The organism is Actinomadura rubteroloni (assembly GCF_002911665.1).
Classification (GTDB): domain Bacteria; phylum Actinomycetota; class Actinomycetes; order Streptosporangiales; family Streptosporangiaceae; genus Spirillospora; species Spirillospora rubteroloni.
The window spans coordinates 28,134-46,166 of the sequence record NZ_MTBP01000001.1 but is presented as its reverse complement, the minus strand read 5'-3'; the positions used below and the strand labels follow the sequence as shown (position 1 = coordinate 46,166).

Genomic DNA, 18,033 nt, shown 5'->3' with positions numbered 1-18,033 from the left:
CGGTCCCGCGTGAAGGACGCAGTGATCTTCGACGTGGACGGCACGCTGGTCGACACCAACTACCTGCACGCGGTGAGCTGGTGGCAGGCCTTCCGGCAGCACGGGCACACGGTGCCGATGGCGTCCGTCCACCGGGCGGTCGGGATGGGGTCGGACAAGCTGCTCGACGCCGTCCTGCCCGCCGACCGGGACCGTTCGGCCGACGACGCGATGCGCTCGGGCCACTCCGCCCTCTACGCCCAGTACTGGGACCGTCTGGAGGCGTTCGCCGACGCGGGCGCGCTGCTGCGGCGCTGCGCGAGCCAGGGCAGCCGCGTGGTGCTGGCCAGTTCGGCGTCGGCCACCGAGATGGGCGCGCTGCGGCGGGCCCTGGACGCCGACGACGCGATCGACGCCATCGCCTCGTCCGCCGACGTCGAGGAGAGCAAGCCCGCGCCCGACCTGGTCGAGGTCGCGCTGAAGACGGCCGACGTCGGTGCGGAGCAGGCCGTGTTCGTCGGCGACGCCGTGTGGGACGTGCGGGCCTGCGTCCGGGCGGGCGTGCCGTGCGTCGGCGTCCTGTCGGGCGGGACGTCCCGCGCCGAGCTGATGGACGAGGGCGCCGTCGCCGTCTACGCCGATCCGGCGGAGCTGCTGCGGGAGTTCGACGCGAGCGTCCTGCACCGGACCATCGCTTAGCGCGGCGTTCGGGGGGTAGGCGCGGGGTTCCGCCGATCTTCCGGGAGGAACCGCTGATGAAGGCGCTGACCTGGCAGGGCAAGCGCGACGTGCGCGTGGAGGACGTCCCCGACCCGGTGCTCAAGGAGCCCAACGACGCGATCATCCGGGTGACGTCGTCCGGGGTGTGCGGCTCTGACCTGCACCTTTACGAGGTGCTCGGGCCTTTCATCTCTCCCGGGGACGTGCTCGGGCACGAGCCGATGGGCGTGGTCGAGGAGGTCGGGCCGGAGATCACGAACATCACCCCCGGCGACCGCGTGGTCGTCCCGTTCAACATCTCCTGTGGGCACTGCCACATGTGCGGGCAGGAGCTGTACGCGCAGTGCGAGACGACGCAGGTCCGCGAGACGGGGATGGGCGGCGCGCTGTTCGGCTACACCAAGCTGTACGGCGAGGTGCCCGGCGCGCAGGCCGAGTACCTGCGCGTCCCGCAGGCGCAGTTCGGGCCGGTCAAGGTGCCGCAGGGGCCGCCGGACGAACGGTTCGTCTTCCTGTCGGACGTGCTGCCCACCGCGTGGCAGGCCGTCGCGTGGGCGGACGTTCCGGACGGCGGGTCCGTGACCGTCCTCGGCCTCGGGCCGATCGGGCAGATGGCGGCGCGCATCGCCGCGCACCGCGGCTACCGGGCCATCGGCGTGGACCTCGTCCCGGAGCGGCTGTCGATGGCGCGGCGGCACGGGATCGAGTGCGTCGAGCTGTCACCCGACACGGCCGAGGCCGTCCGGGACCTCACCGACGGGCGCGGCACGGACGCGGTGATCGACGCGGTCGGGATGGAGGCGCACGGCTCGCCCTTCGGCAAGGCCGCGCACACGCTCGTCGGGTTCATGCCGGATCGCGCCGCCGAGCAGCTCATGACCCGCGCCGGGATGGACCGGCTCGCCGCGCTGCATCTGGCGATCGAGATCGTCCGGCGCGGCGGGACGATCTCGCTGTCCGGCGTCTACGGCGGCATGACCGACCCGATGCCGATGCTGCGGATGTTCGACAAGGGCATCACGCTGCGGATGGGCCAGGCGCACGTCAGGCGGTGGATCGACGACCTGCTGCCGCTCGTGAGCGACGACGCCGACCCGCTCGGCGTCCTGGACCTCACCACGCACCGCCTGCCGCTGGAACAGGCACCGCACGGCTACGAGATCTTCCAGAAGAAGCAGGACGGCGCGATCAAGGTGCTGCTCCGGCCGTGAGCATCGTCCGGACGGCCTCCTCGACGCGGCCCTGCGTCGCCAGCTCGCCGAACTGCGCCTCCCCGCCGAGTTCCTGGAGCACGGGCGCGATCGTGACGCCGTCCTCGTACAGCTCGATGACGCGCGGGTTGATGTAGGCGTCGCGCGCCACGGCCGGGGTGTTGCCGAGGTAGCCGGCGACCTCCCGGACGACGCGCGCCACGGCGCGTTTGCGGGCCGTCTCGGTCTCCGCCGCGCGGGTCGAGACGGCCAGGCCGACCGCCGCGAGGACGGTCGCGTGCCAGGTCCGGAAGTCCTTCGCCGTGAAGTCGCCGCCGGCCGCCTCGCGCAGGTAGTCGTTGACGTCCGCGCCGCGCACCGTGTGCCAGCGTCCGCCGTCGCGGTGGATGAGCAACTGCCCGGCGCCGTCCGAGCGCCGCTTCAGCGCGCTGACGACCCGGCACACCGACTCCTCCACGACCGCCTGGTGCCGCTCCTTGCCGTGCTTGGCCGGGTACTCGAACGTCACCGCGCCCTTTCCGCAGGTGACGTGCTCGCGCAGGACGGTGGCGAGGCCGTACGTGCCGTTCTCCTCGGCGTACTCCTCGCCGCCGATCCGGAAGAAGCCGAGGTCGATGAGCCGGACGGCGGCGGCGAGGACCCGTTCCCGGGTGAGGCCGCGTCCGTCCAGATGGGCGGCGACGGTCGTCCGGACGCGCGGCAGCCGCGCCCCGAACTCCAGGACGTGGTCGTGCTTCGCGCGGTCCCGCTCGGCGCGCCAACGGGGGTGGTAGAGGTACTGGCGGCGTCCGGCCTTGTCGACGCCGACGGCCTGGAGGTGGCCGTCGTCGTCCGGGCAGATCCACACGTCCTGCCAGGCGGGCGGGACGACGAGCGCCTTGACGCGGTCGAGTTCGGCGGGGTCGGTGAGCGGCCGTCCGTCCGGACCGAGATAGCGGAAGCCGCGCCCGTGCCGTCGCCGCCGGATCCCGGGGCCGCCCGGGTCGCTGCGCCGCATCGTCATGGCTCAAGATCCGTTACCCGGGCGGGGTGCGGCGAAACGGGGGCGGCGGGCGTGCCGCCGCCCCCGTCGGCCGACGTCGGTCGGCTCAGCCGGGAATGAGCTGGCCGATGACCGGCAGGCCCTTGAGCAGGTCGCCGGGCCCGCCGGCGGCCTGGACGGGCGCGGCCGGAGCGGCGGCCTGGGCGACCGGGGCCGCCACCAGCGGCGCGGCGAGGACGGAGGCCGCGACGACGGTCGTGGTCAGCAGACGGCGCATCGAGTTCCCTTTCACGGGTGGACTTCGGACAGTCACCACTACAGCATGCGACGGTGCGATCACGTGTGGTGTTGGCCGAATGGGCGAAGCCGATGCCGCTTACATGCCAGCGCCCCCGTCCGCCCTCCGCGAGGCTCGACGGCATGAACGACACGACATTCGCAGGACGGTCCGCGCTGGTCATCGGCGGTTCCCGCGGCATCGGCGCCGCCATCGCGCTGCGCCTGGCCGCCGGCGGCGCGGACGTGGCCCTGACCTACCGGGAGACCGAGAACGACGCCGAGAAGATCGCGTCGACCATCACCGAGACGGGCCGCCGGTGCCTGCCGCTGCGCGCCGACAGCGCCTCCCCGGACGCCCTCATCGCCGCCGTGGACCGCACCGCCGCCGAATTCGGCCGGCTGGACATCCTGGTCAACAACGCGGCCGCCTACCTGGTCGGCTCCCTGGACGACCTGGGCCGCGAGGAGATCGACCACGTGCTCGCGGTGAACGTCCGCGCGCCCTACCTGGCGTCGCGCGCCGCGGCCCGCCACATGACGTCCGGCGGCCGGATCATCACCATCGGCAGCAACATCGCCGAACGAGCCCCCTTCCCCGGCCTCACCCTCTACGCCCTGAGCAAGACGGCCCTCATCGGCCTCACGAAGGGCCTGGCCCGCGACCTGGGTCCGCGCGGGATCACGGCGAACCTCGTCCACCCCGGCCCGACCGACACCGACACCAACCCGGCGAACGGCCCCGCCGCCCCCACGATCAGCGGCCTCACAGCCCTCGGCCGCTACGCGACCCCCGCCGAGATCGCCGCCGTGGTGGCCCACCTGGCAGCCCCCGACACGACCTACGTGACCGGCGCGACCCTCTCCGCCGACGGCGGCTTCGCCGCCTGACACCCACCCCGGACACACTCACTCACCCCCACCACACCGCATCCACCCGGCGAGCACGCACGCACACACCAAGCCCCGCGTCCACCCGGCCAAGGTGCACGCACATGCCAAGCCCCGCGCCCGCCCCGCGTCCACCCGGCCAGGGCGTACGCACGCGCCAAGCCCCGCGTCCGGCGCGCGTCCACCTGGCCAGGGTGCACGCACATGCCAAGCCCCGCGTCCGATCCGTGTCCACCGGGCGAGGGCGCACGCACGCGCCAAGCCACGCGTCCACCGGCCAAGGTGCACGCACGCGACCTAGCCCCGCGTCCGGCCCGCGTCCACTGGGCGAGGGTGCACGCACGCGCCGAGCCACGCGCCCGACCGCGTCCACCCGGCCAGGGGTGGTGCACGTACGCGACCGAGCCACGCGCCCGCGTCGGCCCGCGCGCGGGCCGACGCGGGGCGCGCAGCTTGGGCTGGTGGCGCGTACGGGCACGCCTCGGTCGGGCGCGCGGCGGCCGCTGCCCAGGTCCTGCCTGGGCGTGCGTTGCGGGGCGTGCGCGCTTGGGCGGTCAGCGGCGCTTGCGGACGCGGGACGCGATCAGCAGCGTGGCGGCGGCCGCCAGGGCGCCCTGGACGCGCGGGCGGGTGGCCGGGGAGGCGGCCGTTCGCGTCGCGACGTCCCGGCCTCGATCGGCGGCGCGGGCCGCGACCTCCTGGCTCCGGCCGGCGGCGCGGGTCGCGATGTCCTTGGCCTGTTCGGCGGCGTCGCTGCCCGCCAGCGTGGTGCTCAGGTCGCGGAACTGGCCGGACGCGCGCTGCCACGGCGTCGCGTTCCTGCGGGCGCGGCGGCGGCGCAGTGCCCGGCCGGCCAGCGCGCCGGCGGCCAGGAGCGCGGCGCTCGCCGGGATCAGGACGCGGCGGCGCGTGCCCGGGTCCTCGCGGGTCGCGGCGACGACCTGGCGGGTCGTGGCGCGGGCGTGCTCCTGGGCGCGGCGCACGGCCGTCCCCGCCTTCTCCTTGACCTCGTCGGCCTTGTCGCGGACCTCGTCCGCCGTGTCCTTCGCGCGGGCCTTGACGTCCGCCTTCGCGGCCAGCGCCTCGACCGTGTCGCCGAGATCGGCGCGCTTGCGGTCGATCTGGGCGCGCAGGCCCGCCGGGCCGTCCGCGTCCGTCGTAGGTTTCTCGTCCTGCTGCTTCGCCATCGCTCCGCCCTTTCGTTTCCGCTGCGGCGGACGCCGTGCTCGCCCGCTGGGGCGAAGGTGCCCAGGGTCAGCGTTTTAAACAGGACGGGTCGGGAGGTTTTCCCTTACCTGAACGAGGTACGGGGCTTGCCAGCGCACGACGAACTCACCCACGTCAGGATGGAGGTGACGTCCGATCTTCGCCGCCGCGTTCGTTCTTCCCGCCGTGGCGCTCGCCGGGCTGATGCTCATGCAGCGCCTGGAATCGGTGCTCGTACCGAACCACACGCCACGTGCTCCCGAACCCACACCCGCGCGTCCGCCCCGACAGTGCGTCAACACTCACGCGCACCACCGGCCGCCCCGCCCGCACAACACGCCGCGGAGCTGCGATCGCCGCCGTCCGGCGGCGCACGTCACCGAGCACGCTCCCGTCTGACGCCGTGACGCCGTGACGCCGTGACGCCGTGACGCCGTGACGCCGTGACGCCGTGACGCCGTGACGCCGTGACGCCGTGACGGCTTGGCGGGTCCGGGGGCTATTTCCTGGGCTTGAGGGAGTCGAGCCAGCGGTTGAGCCGGGCGCCCTCGCGCGTCATGACGTCCGGGTCGCGCAGCGCGTTGGACATCACCGACATGCCCTGGTAGCCGCTGATGAGGGTGAGCGCCAGGTCGGCGGCGTCGGCGCGGCCGAGCGCGCGGAACTGCCGCTCCGTCCAGTCCAGCGCCTGGCGGATGAGCTTGCCCGCCTCGATGTCGAGCCCGCCCTCCTCGCGCTTGTCGAGTTCCATCGCGAGCGTCCCGGCGGGGCAGCCGAAGCGGGCCGCGATGTCCCGCTGGCCGATCCAGGTGCAGACGAGCACCTTGAGGCGTTCGATCGGGTCGTCCAGGCGTTCGAGTTCGGCCGTCAGCTCGGTGAAGCCGCGCGCGTGCTCGGTGAGGGCAGCGAGGACGAGGGCGTCCTTGGTCTTGAAGTAGTAGTAGACGTTCCCGACCGGGACGTCGGCGGCCTGCGCGATGTCCGCGATCGTCGTCCGCTCGACGCCCTGCTGGTGCAGCACCCGGGCCGCCGCGGCCATCAGCCGCTGCCGCTTCCCGGCCGCCCGCGTCCGGACGGAAGTTGAGTCAGTCACCTGACTGAGTCTAGCTCATGTGCTACGGTCGGTTTTAAGTCAGCCAACTAACTAGGGACTGCCCATGTCGAACTCCGCCCTGGCGACGCCGCGCGGACGACTCCTGCTCGCTCTCCTCTGCCTCGTCGCGTTCCTGGACTTCGTGGACGCGTCCATCGTCAACGTCGCGCTCCCGGAGATGCGCGAGGACCTCGGGTTCTCCGTCCCCGCGCTCCAGTGGGTGCCGAGCGGCTACCTGCTCACCTACGGCGGGCTGATGCTGCTCGGCGGGCGCGCGGCCGACCTGCTCGGCCGTCGTCCGGTGCTGCTGCTCGGCACGGCGCTGTTCGCCCTCGCGTCCCTGGCCGGCGGGCTCGCACCGACGGCCGGCGTCCTCGTCGCGGCGCGGCTCGGACAGGGAGTCGGGGCCGCGCTGATGCTCCCGGCCGCCCTGTCGATCCTCACGACGACGTTCCGGGACGGCACCGACCGCGCCCGCGCCCTCGGCGCCTGGGGCGGCATGGCCGGCCTCGGCTCGGCCGCGGGCGTGCTGTTCGGCGGGCTGCTCACCGAAGGGCCCGGCTGGCGCTGGGTCATGTTCGTCAACCTGCCCGCGGCCGCCGTCGTCCTGTTCGGCACGGTCCGGCTGATCGAGTCCGACGGCCGCCGCGCCCGCCTGCTCACCTTCGACCTGCCGGGCGCGCTGCTGTCGACGGCCGGGATGCTTCTGCTCGTGTTCACGCTGGTCAAGGCGCCGGACGTCGGCTGGAGCAGCGTCCGGACGGTCGCGGGCCTCGCCGGCGCGCTGCTCGTGCTCGCCGCGTTCGTCCTGGTCGAGGGACGCGGCGCGCACGCGCTCCTGCCGCTGTCCCTGCTGCGGATCCGGGGGCTCGTCGCGGCGAACGTCACCCAGCTCATCGGCCTGGCCGGGTTCCTCGCGGTGTTCTTCTTCCTGACGCTCTACATGCAGAACATCCTCGGCTACTCGCCGATCCGGACGGGCCTCGCGTACCTGCCCGTCACGGTCGGCGTCGGCGTCGCGGCGGGGGCCACCCCGCGGCTGGTGACACGGATCGGCACCCGTCCGGTGATCGTCGCGGGCGCGCTGCTCGCAGCGGTCGGTGTGGGCCTGCTGTCCCGCGTCCCGGTGGACGGCTCGTACGTCACCGACCTGCTCCCCGGCCTCGTCGTGATGTCGGTCGGGCTCGGCATGGTGTTCGTCGCGGTGACGACGGCCGCGAACGCGGGCGTCCCGGCCGATCGGGCGGGCGCGGCGGCGGCGCTGCTCAACGCGTCGCAGCAACTCGGCGGGGCGCTCGGGCTGGCGGTCTTCACAGCGATCGCGGTGTCCCGGACGAACGACCTGATGGCGGCGCACGCGTCCGCGCCCGTGGCGCTGACCTCAGGCTTCCACCGCGCGCTGCTGTGCGCGGCCGGAGTGCTCGTCGCCGCCGCCGTGATCGCGCTGCGCACCGCCAACACCCGCCACGAGCCTACGCAGACCGTCCCGGAGGAACAGCCCACCCACGCGTGAACGACGGCGAGATCACCGCGCCGACCGACAACCCCCGCACACATGAGCGACGACACGTCCGCGGCGCCCCCCGGGACGCCGCGGACCCGCCTAACGGCCCGCGCGGTCAGCGACGGCTCTGGGGAGGGGGGTCAGTCGGTGGGGGCGTGGACGAGCGTCGTTGCGAGTGTGGTGAGCCGGGTGCGTTGTGCTGGCGTGAGGTGGTCGGTGAGTGCGGCGATCCGGCGGTCCACCTCGGCGGTGCAGTGCGCGGTCAGTTCGCGGCCGGGCGGGGTCAGCGCGACGCGGACGGCTCGGCCGTCGTCCGGGGACGGTGACCGTTCCACCAGGCCCCGCTTCTCGGCGCGGCTCACCAGGCCGGTCATCGAGGACTTGTCGAGCCCGAGGAACCGGCCGAGTTCCACCATTCCGGGCGTCCGGTCGCGCAGGATGCCGAGCAGCCGGAGCTGGATCACCGACAGGTCGTGCTCGGCGGCGGTCGCGGCCAGGACGCGCTGGATCCGGAAGGAGAGCTGCACCAGGGCGTCCGTCGTGGTCAGCGGGCCGTCGTCGGCGGTCATGGGCGTCAGGCTACTTGACACTGGTACGCGACACAAACTACCTTCACCACCAGATGGTACGTGACGCAAACTAGATAGGGGCCGGCCATGCAGGCAGCGATCGTCCACGCGTTCGGCAGTCCACCCGGCTTCGGCACGGTGCCGGAGCCCGCCGCCGGCGGCGAGCACGAAGTCCTGGTGGACGTCCTGGCCGCCGGGCTGCACCCGCGCGTGCGGTCGGGCGCGGACGGCAGCCACTACACGTCCGACGGCGTCCTGCCGCTGGTCCCGGGCGTGGACGCGGTCGGCCGCGCCCCCGGCGGCGAGCTGCTCTACTTCGTCGCGCTGGACGGCGGCCCCGGAACGATGGCGGAGCGGGCCGTGGCGGACCGGCGGCGCGCCGTCGTCCTGCCGCCGGACGCCGATCCGGTCGCCGTGGCCGCAGCGATGAACCCCGCGATGTCCTCCTGGATCGCGCTGCGCCGCCGCGTCGGATTCCGGCCGGGCGGGTCGGTGCTGGTGCTCGGCGCGACGGGCGGCGCGGGCCGCCTCGCCGTCCAGATCGCCCGGCGGCTCGGCGCGGCGCGCGTCGTCGGCGCGGGCCGGGACGAGCGCCGCCTGGCCCCGCTGCACGCCCTCGGCGCCGACGCGACCGTCCAGCTGGACGACACCGAACGCCTCGCGGCGACGGCCGCCGACGTGGACGTCGTGCTCGACTACGTCTGGGGCCCGCCGACCGAGCAGGCCATGCCCGCGCTGCTGCGCGCCCGGAAGGACCGTTCCAAACCGCTGTCCTGGATCCAGATCGGCTCGGTGGCGGGCGCGGAGATCGCACTGCCGTCCGCGCTGCTGCGCGCCGCGAACCTGACCCTGCTCGGCAGCGGCCAGGGCTCGGTGACGACGGAGGGCATCGTCGCGGAGCTGCCGTCCCTCGCCGACGCGATCCCGTCATTGGCGATGGAAGCGCTCCCGATGCCGCTCGACCAGGTCGAACAGGCGTGGAGCGCGCCGGTCGAGGCGGGGCGGCGGATCGTCCTGGTGCCTTGACGCAACCAAAAGGTTGCCATAGAGTCGCAACTCAACGGTTGCTACTTAGGAGGACGCCATGAGCTTTCCCGACCGCATCGAGCGCACGCTCGACCTCGCCCAGCCGCCCGCCGCGGTGTGGACCGCGCTGACCACCGCCGAGGGCCTCGGGACGTGGTTCGGCGACGAGGCGACGATCGACCTGCGTCCCGGCGGCGCGGCGCGGCTGCGCTGGGACGCCGGCCACACCGCGTCCCTGCGCATCGAGCGCGTCGAGGAACCGAAGGTGTTCGGCTACACCTGGGGCATCTACGGCCTGCCCGAGGACGACCCGCGCCGCACCTACGTCGAGTTCACGCTCGAACCGTCCGGCGAGGGCACGCGGCTGACGGTCGTGGAGACCGGCTTCGCGCAGCTCCCCGACGACGCCCACGGCAAGGTCTACGAGGGCAACGTCCGGGGCTGGAAGAGCGAACTCGGCGAGCTGGCCGACTACCTGAATGCCGCCTGACGCCGAGGCGACCGCCGAGCGGGTCTTCGCGGCCCTGGCCGACCCGACCCGGCGCGCGATCCTCGCCGAACTCGCCGCCGCCGGCCCGGCCACGGCCACCGACCTCGCGGTCCGGCTGCCGATCACCCGGCAGGCCGTCGCCAAGCACCTGGGGCTGCTGGCCGAGGCGGGGCTGGTGACGGCCGAACCGGGGGAGCGGCGCCGCGTCCGCTACCGGCTGTGCTCGGCGCCGATGCGCGTCGCGCAGCAGTTCCTCGCCGCGCTGGCCCGCGACTGGGACGGCCCGCTCGGCGCGCTCAAGATCCACCTCGACGGCGAGCCCTGACCCGCGTCACCGCCCGGGGACGGCCGGCGAGCCGAGCAGCGCGAGCTTCTCGGCGCTGTCCGTCCCCGTCCGGGCGCGAGCTTCTCGCATGACCGGGAAACTGTTCGTTTCGCGTCGTCCAGCGGAGTGTAGGGGGTGCTTCCCAGAGGCACGGACCGAAAGGTTTCCCCATGACCACCGCACTTCCCGGCGGGACGTTCGCGCTCGCCGATGACCTGACGGTCACCCGAATGGGGTACGGCGCGATGCAACTGGCCGGGCCGCACGTCTTCGGCCCGCCCGCCGACCGGGACGCCGCCGTCGCGGTGCTGCGCGAGGCCGTCGCCCTGGGCGTCACGCACATCGACACGGCCGACTACTACGGGCCGCACGTCACCAACGAGATCATCAAGGAGGCGCTGCATCCGTACCCGGACGATCTCTGCATCGTCACGAAGGTCGGGGCGCTGCGGGACGAAGCGGGCAACTGGCCGCAGGCGCTGGCGCCCGAACAGCTCGTCCAGGCCGTCCACGACAACCTGGACCGCCTCGGGCTGGACGCGCTCGACGTCGTCAACCTGCGCGTCGGGGGTGTGGACAAGCCCGCGCCCGAGTCGATCGCCGAGCCGTTCTCCGTGCTCGCGTCGCTGCGGGAGCAGGGGCTGATCCGGCATCTCGGGGTGAGCAACGTCCTCCCGGAGCAGGTCGCCGAGGCGCAGACGATCGCGCCGGTCGTCTGCGTGCAGAACTTCTACAACCTCGTGCACCGGAAGGACGACGCCCTCATCGACGCCCTGGCCGCCCAGGGCATCGCCTATGTGCCGTTCTTTCCGCTCGGTGGCTTCTCGCCGCTCCAGTCGGACGAGCTGACCGCGGTCGCCCGCCGGCTGGACGCGACGCCGATGGCGGTGGCGCTGGCCTGGCTGCTCCACCGCGCACCGAACATCCTGCTCATTCCGGGCACCTCGTCCGTCGCTCATCTGCGCGAGAACGTCGGCGGCGCGTCACTCGCCCTGCCGCCGGACGAACTCGCGCGGCTGGACGCCCTCGCCGGCTGACGTCCGCTCGGCCAGGAAGTCCTCCCAGGTGCGGGTTCCGCGCGTGCCGTCCAGCGTCAGGTTCGCGCCCGCGCGGTACGCGCGACCCGCCTTGCCGGGCATGCGAATCCCCACCAGCGGGCGCCGCTTGCGCCGCGCCGCCAGGTACGTCCGGACGACGTCCTTCAGCTCGTATTCGCGCGGACCGGCGAGGTCCGGCACGCGCCCGGCCGGCTCCGCGAGCGCCAGGGCGACCAGCCGGTCCGCGACGTCCCGGGCGTCGACGGGCTGGACGCGCATCCCCGGCACCGGCACGACCGGCAGCGCGGCCAGCTTCTCCACCATGCCGAGGACGAACTCGTGGAACTGCGCGGCGCGCAGCACCGTGAACGGCACGCCCGAGCCGGCGATCGCCTGCTCGGCGGCCAGCTTCGCGCGCAGGAAGCCGAGCGGGACGGCGTCCGCGCCGATGACCGAGATGTGCACGATGTGCTCCACGTCGGCGCGGGCGGCGGCGCGGACGAGATGACGCGCGGCCTCGTCGTCGCCCTTCGGCCCGCCCGCCAGGTGCAGGATCGTCCGGACGCCGTCCACCGCCCGCTCGACGCCCTCGTCCGCGCGCAGATCGCCGGTGACGTACGTCATGCCCGGCTCGGGAGCGCGGTCGCGGCGGCTGAGCACGCGCACGTCGCGTCCGGCCGCCCGCAGCAGCGGGACGACGCGCCGGCCGAGCGTTCCGGTGCCGCCGGTGACCAGGATGGGTGCCGTCATGATGCTCCTTCCCCGCCGGGTCCGCCCCGGCGCCCACCGCCCGTCCGGGGTGGGTCTAACGTGTCGACGTCCGGCGCGAAAGGAATGTGACACCGTGAACGACCTGGGCTTCGAGGCGCACCGGCCGCGGCTGCGCGCGGTCGCCTACCGCGTGCTGGGCTCGCTGACCGAGGCCGACGACGCGGTCCAGGAGACGTGGCTGCGGTTCCGGCGCGCGGACGTCGCGGCTGTGGAGAACCTCGGCGCCTGGCTGACGACCGTCGTCACGCGCGTGTGCCTGGACGTCCTGCGCACGCGGGAACGGCGCGGCGAGGAGCCCTACGACCCGCGGATCCCGGACCCGATCGTGGACCCCGCGTCCGGGCTCGACCCCGAACACGAGGCCGTGCTGACGGACGCGGTCGGCCTCGCGCTGATGGTCGTGCTCGAAACCCTGACGCCGCCCGAGCGCGTCGCGTTCGTGCTGCACGACATGTTCGCGGTGCCGTTCGAGGACATCGCCGTCATGATCGAGCGGACACCGGCCGCGACACGGCAGCTCGCGAGCCGGGCGCGGCGCCGCGTGCGCGACCAGGCGCCCGCGCCGGACCGTTCCATCGCCGTCCAGCGCGCGGTCGTGGACGGGTTCTTCGCCGCCGCCCGCGCCGGGGACCTCGACGCGCTCGTCGCCGTGCTGGACCCCGGCGTCGTCCTGCGGTCCGACGGCGGCGCGGGCCGCACCGGGCTCACGGTGACGGTCCGGGGCGCCCGCGAGGTGGCCGGCCAGGCCGTCATGTTCGGGGGGTTCAGCCCGTACGCGCGTCCGGCGCTGATCAACGGCGCGGCGGGCGTGACGGTCGTCCGCGACGGCCGCCCGCTCTCGATCATGGCGTTCACGGTCGCCGGCGGCCGGATCGTCGCGATCGACGTCCTCGCCGACCCGGCCCGCCTCGGCTAGGGACGGCCCGCGCCCGGCACGTCCACCTCCACCGCGAGGACCTGCCCGGTGCCCGGCGGGACGGGACCGGACGGGCCGGAAAAGCCCGCCCATTGCGCGGCCACGATGAACAGCGTCCTTTTCTCGGGGCCGCCGAGAACGCACGCGAAACCGCCCCGGTCCAAGTCGATCGTCTGCCGGACTGCGCCGCCTTCGGCCACCCGGACGCAGCGTTGATTCGGCACGTCGGCGTACCAGACGGCGTTCGCGGCGTCGATGCAGATGCCGTCCGGAGTGCCGTCGCCGAGGTCGGCCCAGACGCGCCGGCCGGAGAGCCCGCCGTCCGGTTCGATGTCGAACGCGACGAGCCGGTGGGCGTAGGAATCGGCGACGATCAGCGTCGAACCGTCGGCCGTCACCGCCATTCCGTTGGGGAACTCGATGCCGTCCGCGACCCGGCGCACCCTGCCGTCGGGCGTGGCCAGGTGGACGAATCCCGGCTTGGGCGGCTCGCCCGTCGCCAGGTCGAAACCGAGGCGGTTGACGTAGGCGTTTCCGCGATCGTCCACGACGATGTCGTTCCACCCCGGTTCGCCGAGGTCGGCGTGGACGGTGAGCGAGCCGTCGGAACTCCGGCGCAGCAGCTTTCCCTCGCGCGACGAGACGATGAGCAGATCGCCGTCCGGCAGCCACGCCGTGCAGAGGGGCAGCGAATCGACGCGTGCGACCACTTCATCGCGCCCGGCGAGGTCGACCGCGATGACCTCGCCGGACGACCAGTCCGAGAAATACAGCCTGCCCTCGTGCCAGCGCGGCGATTCCACCAGCCCGCGCCCGTCGAGCAGCACTTTCACCTTGTCCACGACTCTCCCTTCGACGCCGGTGCAGACCGTCCGCGCCGGGGAAAATCATCGCTCCGGGACGGATTCCCGCCGCCGCAACGGTCCCGCAGCATTCCGCAGGCGCGCGCCCAGCCCGACGGGCCCGAGGTAGCGGCCAGGTGATGTCCTCTTCCACCGGCAGAATGGAGGACATGCCGAAGACTTCCGCGCGGCTGCTGGCGCTGCTCTCGTTGTTGCAGGCCCGCCGGGACTGGCCGGGCGCCCTCCTGGCCGAACGGCTGGAGGTCAGCCCGCGCACCGTTCGCCGCGACGTCGACCGGCTGCGCGAACTGGGCTATCCGATCGCGGCCGTGAAAGGCCCGGACGGCGGTTACCGGCTCGGCGCGGGCGCGGAGCTGCCGCCGCTCCTTTTCGACGACGAGCAGGCCGTCGCCCTGGCCGTCGCTCTGCAGATCGCCGCGACCGCGGGGGCGGGAATCGAGGAGGCGGCGGCGCGGGCGCTGACCACCGTCCGGCAGGTCATGCCCGCGCGGCTGCGCCACCGCGTCGACACCGTCCGGGTCACCGCCGTCGCGCGGCCCGCGGCCGGGACGGAACCGCAGGTCGACAGCGGTGTGCTCGTCGCGCTCAGCGCCGCCGTCCACGCCCGCGAGGTGCTGCGCTTCGCCTACGCGAGGGCTCGTGAGCCGCGCCGCGTCGAACCTCATCATCTGGTGACGTGGGGCGGACGCTGGTATCTCGTGGCGTTCGATCTCGACCGGGACGACTGGCGGACTTTCCGCGTGGACCGGATCGTCCCGAGCATTCCGACCGGGCCTCGGTTCCGGCCCCGGGAACTGCCCGGCGGAAATGTCGCGGCGTTCGTCGCCGACCGGTTCTCGGGCGGTTCCGGCGGGTGGCCCTGCACCGGCGAGGTCATCCTCGAATCGCCCGCCGCCGAGGTGTCGCCGTTCGTCCGCGACGGAATGGTCGAGGAACTCGGGCCGGACCGGTGCCGGCTCGTCCTCGGATCGTGGTCGTGGCCCGGCCTCGCCGCCGCCGTCGGCCGGTTCGACGCCGATTTCACGATCGTCGGGCCGCCGGAACTCCGCGCCGCCTGCGCGCGCATGGCCCGCCGTTATGCCGGGGCCTCCGGAACCGATGAGCGGTGAGGGGTTCTCCGGCACGCCCGAAACGGGTGCGCCCGTCCTCCACCTGAGGGCGAGGACGGGCGCGGGAGCGGTTCACGCCTCGGTGACGTCCTCCTTGCGGGCGAGGACGCGGTAGGTGTTCGCGCCGCCGAAGCGGTGGACGAGCGGCCGCGCGAGCTGGTCCGCCGTGCCCGCCACGACCATCAGCGGCGTCCCGGCGAGCGTCAGGGCGACCCGCGCCGCGACGCGCGGGAGGCGGCGGCCCGGCGGCGCCCACGGCCGGTCCGGGTGGACGGGCGCGACACGGTTCAGCATCAGCATGACGACCATGAGCAGGTCGATGTGCTGGTGCGCCGTGCCGCGGTCGACGGCGACCGTCCGCAGCCCCCGCGCCGCCAGCGCCTCGACGAGGTTATCCACAGGAATGAAGTGGAGGTGCTGCGGCTGGAACCAGTTGTGCCACCATCGTTTCGCCAGCCGGGCGACGGGCGATTCGGGGTCGGGCACCTCGATGAGCAGATGTCCTCCGGCGGGCAGCACCCGGGCCGCCGCGTCGAGTTCGGCGAGCGGATCGAGGGTGTGTTCCAGGTAGTGGTGCATGCTGACGACGTCGTAGGAGCCGACCAGCTTGTCGGCCAGGTTCCGGAACTGGCCGTAGTGGGCGAGGTCGACCCAGCCGCGGCGCTCGGCCTCGATGATCCCCGACCCGAAGTCGAGGGCGTCGAAGCGGGTGTCCGGCCAGATGTCGCGGGCGGCGTTGCAGAAGTGCCCGTGACCGCCGCCCACGTCGAGCCACGCCCGGGGGACCGCGCGCCCCCGGAGCATCCCGGCTCGCGCCCGGTAGTGCTCGCCGCTGAGCTGGAACCCGCGCTCGACCTCCGCCTCGCCGATCCCGTCGTAGTAGTCCCGGTAGTAGAACTCCAGGCCGTCCTCGTTGAGGCGCGGGTTCTGGAAGACGTGTCCGCAGGAGGTGCAGCGGTCGAGCCGGAACGTCCCCGGCTTGCGCTGCTGGTAGTCGAGGCTGGTGATGTATGGACGCGGAGAGTGGGCACCGCACCACGGACAGTCGGTGCGGGGTGCTTCGAGGAAACGCTCCACGCCGAGCGCGAGGTCGTCGCGGTACCGGGCGCGGAGGCGGGGGAGGTCCGGGTCCGCCTCCTCGCGCGCGAGGGCGACCTGCGCCCAGCGCGCCGGGGCCGCGACGGGGCGCAGCAGCGCGAAGCGGCCTCGGTCGCGCGGACGCAGCGGCGTGCGCGCCGTCGCGAGGTAGGGCTGCGCGCACGCCGCCGCGAGCACCGCCGCCGCGGGCCGGGGCCGGCGCGCCGCGAACAGCGCCGCCGCCGCGAAACCGCCGAGCACGGTCGTCAGATGGGTGGGGAGGTCGAGGTGCCAGCGCGTCCGCAGGACGGCGCGCCGGTCGCGCGGGGTGAACGCCGCCGCCGGCCGTGCCGCCAGGTCCGGCGCGACGGCGAGGTCGGTGGTCGTGGGAGCGTGCCGCTTGAGCTTGACGGCGAGGGCGTCCAGCTCGGCCGGTGACAGGCCGCCTGGGCGGTCGAGCACGTCGTCCGCGCGGGCGCGGCGCAGCACGCGCTCGCGGACGAGGACGGCGTGCCCGGCGGTCTCCCCGCGCGCGAGCCGTGCGGCCCGGTAGGACGCGGGGTCGAGCCGCCGCAGGAGTTCCAGGGCGCGGGCCGTGTCCAGGCCCGCCGGGACGAGTTCCAGCACGTCGAGCCCTTCCCGGGCCGCGTGGGCGAGCGCGGCGGCGCGGGTGGCGGGGTCGACGTCGACGCCGGCGGCGGTGACGAACCGGAAGTCACCGGCGTCCTCGTCAGCCTGCGCGTCATCGGTCGGGGCGGGGGGCGGGAGGACGTTCAGCCGGGCCGCGCGCGAACGGCGCCACAGGCCGTCCGCGACGAGGCCGAGAGCCACGGCCGCCGGCGTCCACCGGGTCCTCAGATCCATGCGGTCACACCTTTTCCGCGCCGAGTGCCTTCATCATCAGCGGCCATTCGGTCGCCAGCTCCCGGCGCCAGTAGTTCCAGTTGTGCCAGCCGTCTCCGTACAGATGCGTCGTCGCGGGGATGCCGAGCCGCTGCAGCCGGGCGACGAAGTCCTTCGCGGTGCTGCCGACGATCAGCTCGCCGGTCGCGCCGTAGAGATTGGAGTCGGGGGGAGTCTTGGACGGGTCGTCCAGCGGGCCGGGGAGCCCGGTCGTCCCGCTGGAGATGTACAGCTCGGTGCCGCGCAGCTTGTCGGCGAGTTCGTAGGGGTCGTGGGCCTTCCAGTTCGCGTCGTCGAACCCGGGGACGCCCCAGACGGCGAACGGGTCGGAATTGAACGTGACGCCCTGGAGCATCAGCGTCCACTGGATGGGAGCGGAGGAGATGTGGAGCAGACCGCTGAAACTCGCCGCGTAGGTGAACATGCCGCGATGCCGCGCCGCGTACGCGATCGCGCCCTGCCCGCCGGAGGAGACGCCGAGCGCGGCCCGCCGCGTCCCGGCGTGGTAATTGCGTTCGAGGAGCTGGAGGACCTCGGTGGTGTGGAACGTCTCCCACTTCGGGGTTCCGCCCTTGCCGTAGTTCCACCAGTCGGAGAACCCGCCGGACTTACCGCCGGACGGCATCACCACGAGCACGCCCCACTGCGCGGCGAGATCGGAGATCTGGCTGCCTCTCACCCACGACAGGTAGTCGTCGTTGCCGCCCTGGTAGGCGTAGACGACCGGCCACGTGCGGGACGCCGTCGGCGACCAGCCCGGCGGCACGATGACGCGGATCATCTCGTCGTCCCCGATCGCGGGCGTCGTGACGGTGAGGTCCACGGTCCGGGAATCGATCCAGGTCTCCGCCTTGATCCGCGCGCCGTCGTCGGCCGGGAGCGTCTGATCCCCGGCGGCCGGCCGGGCGAGGCCCGGCAGCACGCCCGCCGTGAGCAGGAGCGACAGAGCGCCTCCCGCCAGTCTGCGCAGAGCGCGAGAAGAGCAGCGCATCGTCACCTTCCGAGTTCGAACCCCCCGATACGGCGGGCCATCGTAATTCGCGAAACGCGCCAATGGCAGACGTCCGCCGAGTCTCTCCGACCCC

Annotated in this window: 19 protein-coding genes; 10 read left to right on the top strand and 9 right to left on the bottom strand. The window is 73.7% G+C overall.

Features of this window, described 5'->3' with window-relative positions; all coding sequences use genetic code 11:
• The first annotated feature begins 9 nt into the window (after nucleotides 1–9).
• Together BTM25_RS00220 and BTM25_RS00215 are read left to right on the top strand one after the other, a co-directional pair.
• Nucleotides 10–678, top strand: a complete 669-nt coding sequence (locus BTM25_RS00220) for an HAD family hydrolase (RefSeq protein WP_103560737.1) — start codon at nucleotides 10–12, stop codon at nucleotides 676–678.
• Between the two features lie 56 nt (nucleotides 679–734).
• Nucleotides 735–1,910, top strand: coding sequence for a zinc-dependent alcohol dehydrogenase (locus BTM25_RS00215; protein WP_103560736.1), 1,176 nt, complete (start codon nucleotides 735–737; stop codon nucleotides 1,908–1,910).
• Here BTM25_RS00215 and BTM25_RS00210 read toward each other — a convergent pair.
• A complete protein-coding gene (locus tag BTM25_RS00210) occupies nucleotides 1,888–2,913 on the bottom strand; it encodes a DNA topoisomerase IB (protein WP_103560735.1) in 1,026 nt (341 codons plus the stop codon). The two genes, BTM25_RS00215 and BTM25_RS00210, sit on opposite strands and share 23 nt — an antisense overlap.
• An 85-nt stretch (nucleotides 2,914–2,998) precedes the next feature.
• On the bottom strand, nucleotides 2,999–3,169 hold the full coding sequence (locus BTM25_RS29395; RefSeq protein ID WP_168211955.1) for a hypothetical protein: 171 nt from the start codon (nucleotides 3,167–3,169) through the stop codon (nucleotides 2,999–3,001).
• 143 nt (nucleotides 3,170–3,312) lie between these two features.
• Here BTM25_RS29395 and BTM25_RS00205 point away from each other — a divergent pair, with 143 nt between their 5' ends.
• Nucleotides 3,313–4,059, top strand: coding sequence for an SDR family NAD(P)-dependent oxidoreductase (locus tag BTM25_RS00205; RefSeq protein WP_103560734.1), 747 nt, complete (start codon nucleotides 3,313–3,315; stop codon nucleotides 4,057–4,059).
• 554 nt (nucleotides 4,060–4,613) lie between these two features.
• Here BTM25_RS00205 and BTM25_RS00200 read toward each other — a convergent pair.
• On the bottom strand, nucleotides 4,614–5,246 hold the full coding sequence (locus BTM25_RS00200; protein WP_103560733.1) for a DUF3618 domain-containing protein: 633 nt from the start codon (nucleotides 5,244–5,246) through the stop codon (nucleotides 4,614–4,616).
• A 518-nt stretch (nucleotides 5,247–5,764) separates the two neighbouring features.
• A complete protein-coding gene (locus BTM25_RS00195; protein ID WP_103560732.1) occupies nucleotides 5,765–6,358 on the bottom strand; it encodes a TetR/AcrR family transcriptional regulator in 594 nt (197 codons plus the stop codon).
• A 64-nt stretch (nucleotides 6,359–6,422) separates the two neighbouring features.
• On the opposite strand from BTM25_RS00195, the gene BTM25_RS00190 reads away from it, so the two are divergent.
• Nucleotides 6,423–7,871: an MFS transporter gene (locus BTM25_RS00190; RefSeq protein ID WP_103560731.1), complete on the top strand. Its 1,449-nt coding sequence runs from the start codon at nucleotides 6,423–6,425 to the stop codon at nucleotides 7,869–7,871.
• A 131-nt stretch (nucleotides 7,872–8,002) separates the two neighbouring features.
• On the opposite strand, the gene BTM25_RS00185 is transcribed toward BTM25_RS00190, so the two are convergent.
• Nucleotides 8,003–8,431, bottom strand: a complete 429-nt coding sequence (locus tag BTM25_RS00185) for a MarR family winged helix-turn-helix transcriptional regulator (protein WP_103560730.1) — start codon at nucleotides 8,429–8,431, stop codon at nucleotides 8,003–8,005.
• Nucleotides 8,432–8,518: 87 nt separating this feature from the next.
• Between BTM25_RS00185 and BTM25_RS00180 the strand changes: the two genes are divergently transcribed.
• The 4 genes from BTM25_RS00180 (at nucleotide 8,519) to BTM25_RS00165 (ending at nucleotide 11,309) form a co-directional block, all read left to right on the top strand.
• A complete protein-coding gene (locus tag BTM25_RS00180; protein WP_103560729.1) occupies nucleotides 8,519–9,457 on the top strand; it encodes a quinone oxidoreductase family protein in 939 nt (312 codons plus the stop codon).
• A 58-nt stretch (nucleotides 9,458–9,515) separates the two neighbouring features.
• Nucleotides 9,516–9,947 (top strand): SRPBCC domain-containing protein, encoded by a 432-nt coding sequence (locus BTM25_RS00175; protein ID WP_103560728.1) that lies wholly within the window; start codon nucleotides 9,516–9,518, stop codon nucleotides 9,945–9,947.
• Nucleotides 9,937–10,272, top strand: coding sequence for an ArsR/SmtB family transcription factor (locus BTM25_RS00170; protein WP_103560727.1), 336 nt, complete (start codon nucleotides 9,937–9,939; stop codon nucleotides 10,270–10,272). The genes BTM25_RS00175 and BTM25_RS00170 overlap by 11 nt, the downstream gene beginning before the upstream one ends.
• Nucleotides 10,273–10,442: 170 nt before the next feature.
• On the top strand, nucleotides 10,443–11,309 hold the full coding sequence (locus tag BTM25_RS00165; RefSeq protein ID WP_103560726.1) for an aldo/keto reductase family oxidoreductase: 867 nt from the start codon (nucleotides 10,443–10,445) through the stop codon (nucleotides 11,307–11,309).
• On the opposite strand, the gene BTM25_RS00160 is transcribed toward BTM25_RS00165, so the two are convergent.
• Nucleotides 11,256–12,059 carry an SDR family oxidoreductase gene (locus BTM25_RS00160; RefSeq protein ID WP_103560725.1) on the bottom strand — a complete coding sequence of 268 codons (804 nt, stop codon included), beginning with the start codon at nucleotides 12,057–12,059 and terminating at the stop codon, nucleotides 11,256–11,258. The genes BTM25_RS00165 and BTM25_RS00160 overlap by 54 nt on opposite strands.
• Before the next feature lie 94 nt (nucleotides 12,060–12,153).
• Here BTM25_RS00160 and BTM25_RS00155 point away from each other — a divergent pair, with 94 nt between their 5' ends.
• Nucleotides 12,154–12,996, top strand: a complete 843-nt coding sequence (locus BTM25_RS00155; protein WP_235827958.1) for a sigma-70 family RNA polymerase sigma factor — start codon at nucleotides 12,154–12,156, stop codon at nucleotides 12,994–12,996.
• Here the strand turns inward: BTM25_RS00155 and BTM25_RS00150 are convergent.
• Entirely contained in the window at nucleotides 12,993–13,838 is an 846-nt protein-coding gene (locus tag BTM25_RS00150) for an SMP-30/gluconolactonase/LRE family protein (RefSeq protein ID WP_103560724.1), read from the bottom strand. The two genes, BTM25_RS00155 and BTM25_RS00150, sit on opposite strands and share 4 nt — an antisense overlap.
• Nucleotides 13,839–14,008: 170 nt before the next feature.
• Here BTM25_RS00150 and BTM25_RS00145 point away from each other — a divergent pair, with 170 nt between their 5' ends.
• Complete coding sequence (locus tag BTM25_RS00145; protein WP_103562647.1) at nucleotides 14,009–14,968, top strand: helix-turn-helix transcriptional regulator; 960 nt, start codon at nucleotides 14,009–14,011, stop codon at nucleotides 14,966–14,968.
• Nucleotides 14,969–15,040: 72 nt separating this feature from the next.
• Here the strand turns inward: BTM25_RS00145 and BTM25_RS00140 are convergent, their stop codons facing one another.
• Both BTM25_RS00140 and BTM25_RS00135 read right to left on the bottom strand, forming a co-directional pair.
• Entirely contained in the window at nucleotides 15,041–16,909 is a 1,869-nt protein-coding gene (locus tag BTM25_RS00140) for a class I SAM-dependent methyltransferase (protein WP_103560723.1), read from the bottom strand.
• Between the two features lie 4 nt (nucleotides 16,910–16,913).
• Nucleotides 16,914–17,939 carry an alpha/beta hydrolase gene (locus tag BTM25_RS00135; RefSeq protein ID WP_103560722.1) on the bottom strand — a complete coding sequence of 342 codons (1,026 nt, stop codon included), beginning with the start codon at nucleotides 17,937–17,939 and terminating at the stop codon, nucleotides 16,914–16,916.
• Nucleotides 17,940–18,033: the final 94 nt, after the last annotated feature.

Excerpts from the sequence above, each read along its gene's own strand:
- BTM25_RS00215 (WP_103560736.1), top strand. The coding sequence starts at position 735 with ATGAAGGCGCTGACCTGGCAGGGCAAGCGCGACGTGCGCGTGGAGGAC.
- BTM25_RS00185 (WP_103560730.1), bottom strand. The coding sequence starts at position 8,431 with ATGACCGCCGACGACGGCCCGCTGACCACGACGGACGCCCTGGTGCAG.
- BTM25_RS29395 (WP_168211955.1), bottom strand. The coding sequence starts at position 3,169 with ATGCGCCGTCTGCTGACCACGACCGTCGTCGCGGCCTCCGTCCTCGCC.
- BTM25_RS00160 (WP_103560725.1), bottom strand. The coding sequence starts at position 12,059 with ATGACGGCACCCATCCTGGTCACCGGCGGCACCGGAACGCTCGGCCGG.
- BTM25_RS00180 (WP_103560729.1), top strand. The coding sequence starts at position 8,519 with ATGCAGGCAGCGATCGTCCACGCGTTCGGCAGTCCACCCGGCTTCGGC.
- BTM25_RS00135 (WP_103560722.1), bottom strand. The coding sequence starts at position 17,939 with ATGCGCTGCTCTTCTCGCGCTCTGCGCAGACTGGCGGGAGGCGCTCTG.
- BTM25_RS00145 (WP_103562647.1), top strand. The coding sequence starts at position 14,009 with ATGCCGAAGACTTCCGCGCGGCTGCTGGCGCTGCTCTCGTTGTTGCAG.
- BTM25_RS00140 (WP_103560723.1), bottom strand. The coding sequence starts at position 16,909 with ATGGATCTGAGGACCCGGTGGACGCCGGCGGCCGTGGCTCTCGGCCTC.
- BTM25_RS00170 (WP_103560727.1), top strand. The coding sequence starts at position 9,937 with ATGCCGCCTGACGCCGAGGCGACCGCCGAGCGGGTCTTCGCGGCCCTG.
- BTM25_RS00210 (WP_103560735.1), bottom strand. The coding sequence starts at position 2,913 with ATGACGATGCGGCGCAGCGACCCGGGCGGCCCCGGGATCCGGCGGCGA.
- BTM25_RS00190 (WP_103560731.1), top strand. The coding sequence starts at position 6,423 with ATGTCGAACTCCGCCCTGGCGACGCCGCGCGGACGACTCCTGCTCGCT.
- BTM25_RS00200 (WP_103560733.1), bottom strand. The coding sequence starts at position 5,246 with ATGGCGAAGCAGCAGGACGAGAAACCTACGACGGACGCGGACGGCCCG.
- BTM25_RS00175 (WP_103560728.1), top strand. The coding sequence starts at position 9,516 with ATGAGCTTTCCCGACCGCATCGAGCGCACGCTCGACCTCGCCCAGCCG.
- BTM25_RS00165 (WP_103560726.1), top strand. The coding sequence starts at position 10,443 with ATGACCACCGCACTTCCCGGCGGGACGTTCGCGCTCGCCGATGACCTG.
- BTM25_RS00205 (WP_103560734.1), top strand. The coding sequence starts at position 3,313 with ATGAACGACACGACATTCGCAGGACGGTCCGCGCTGGTCATCGGCGGT.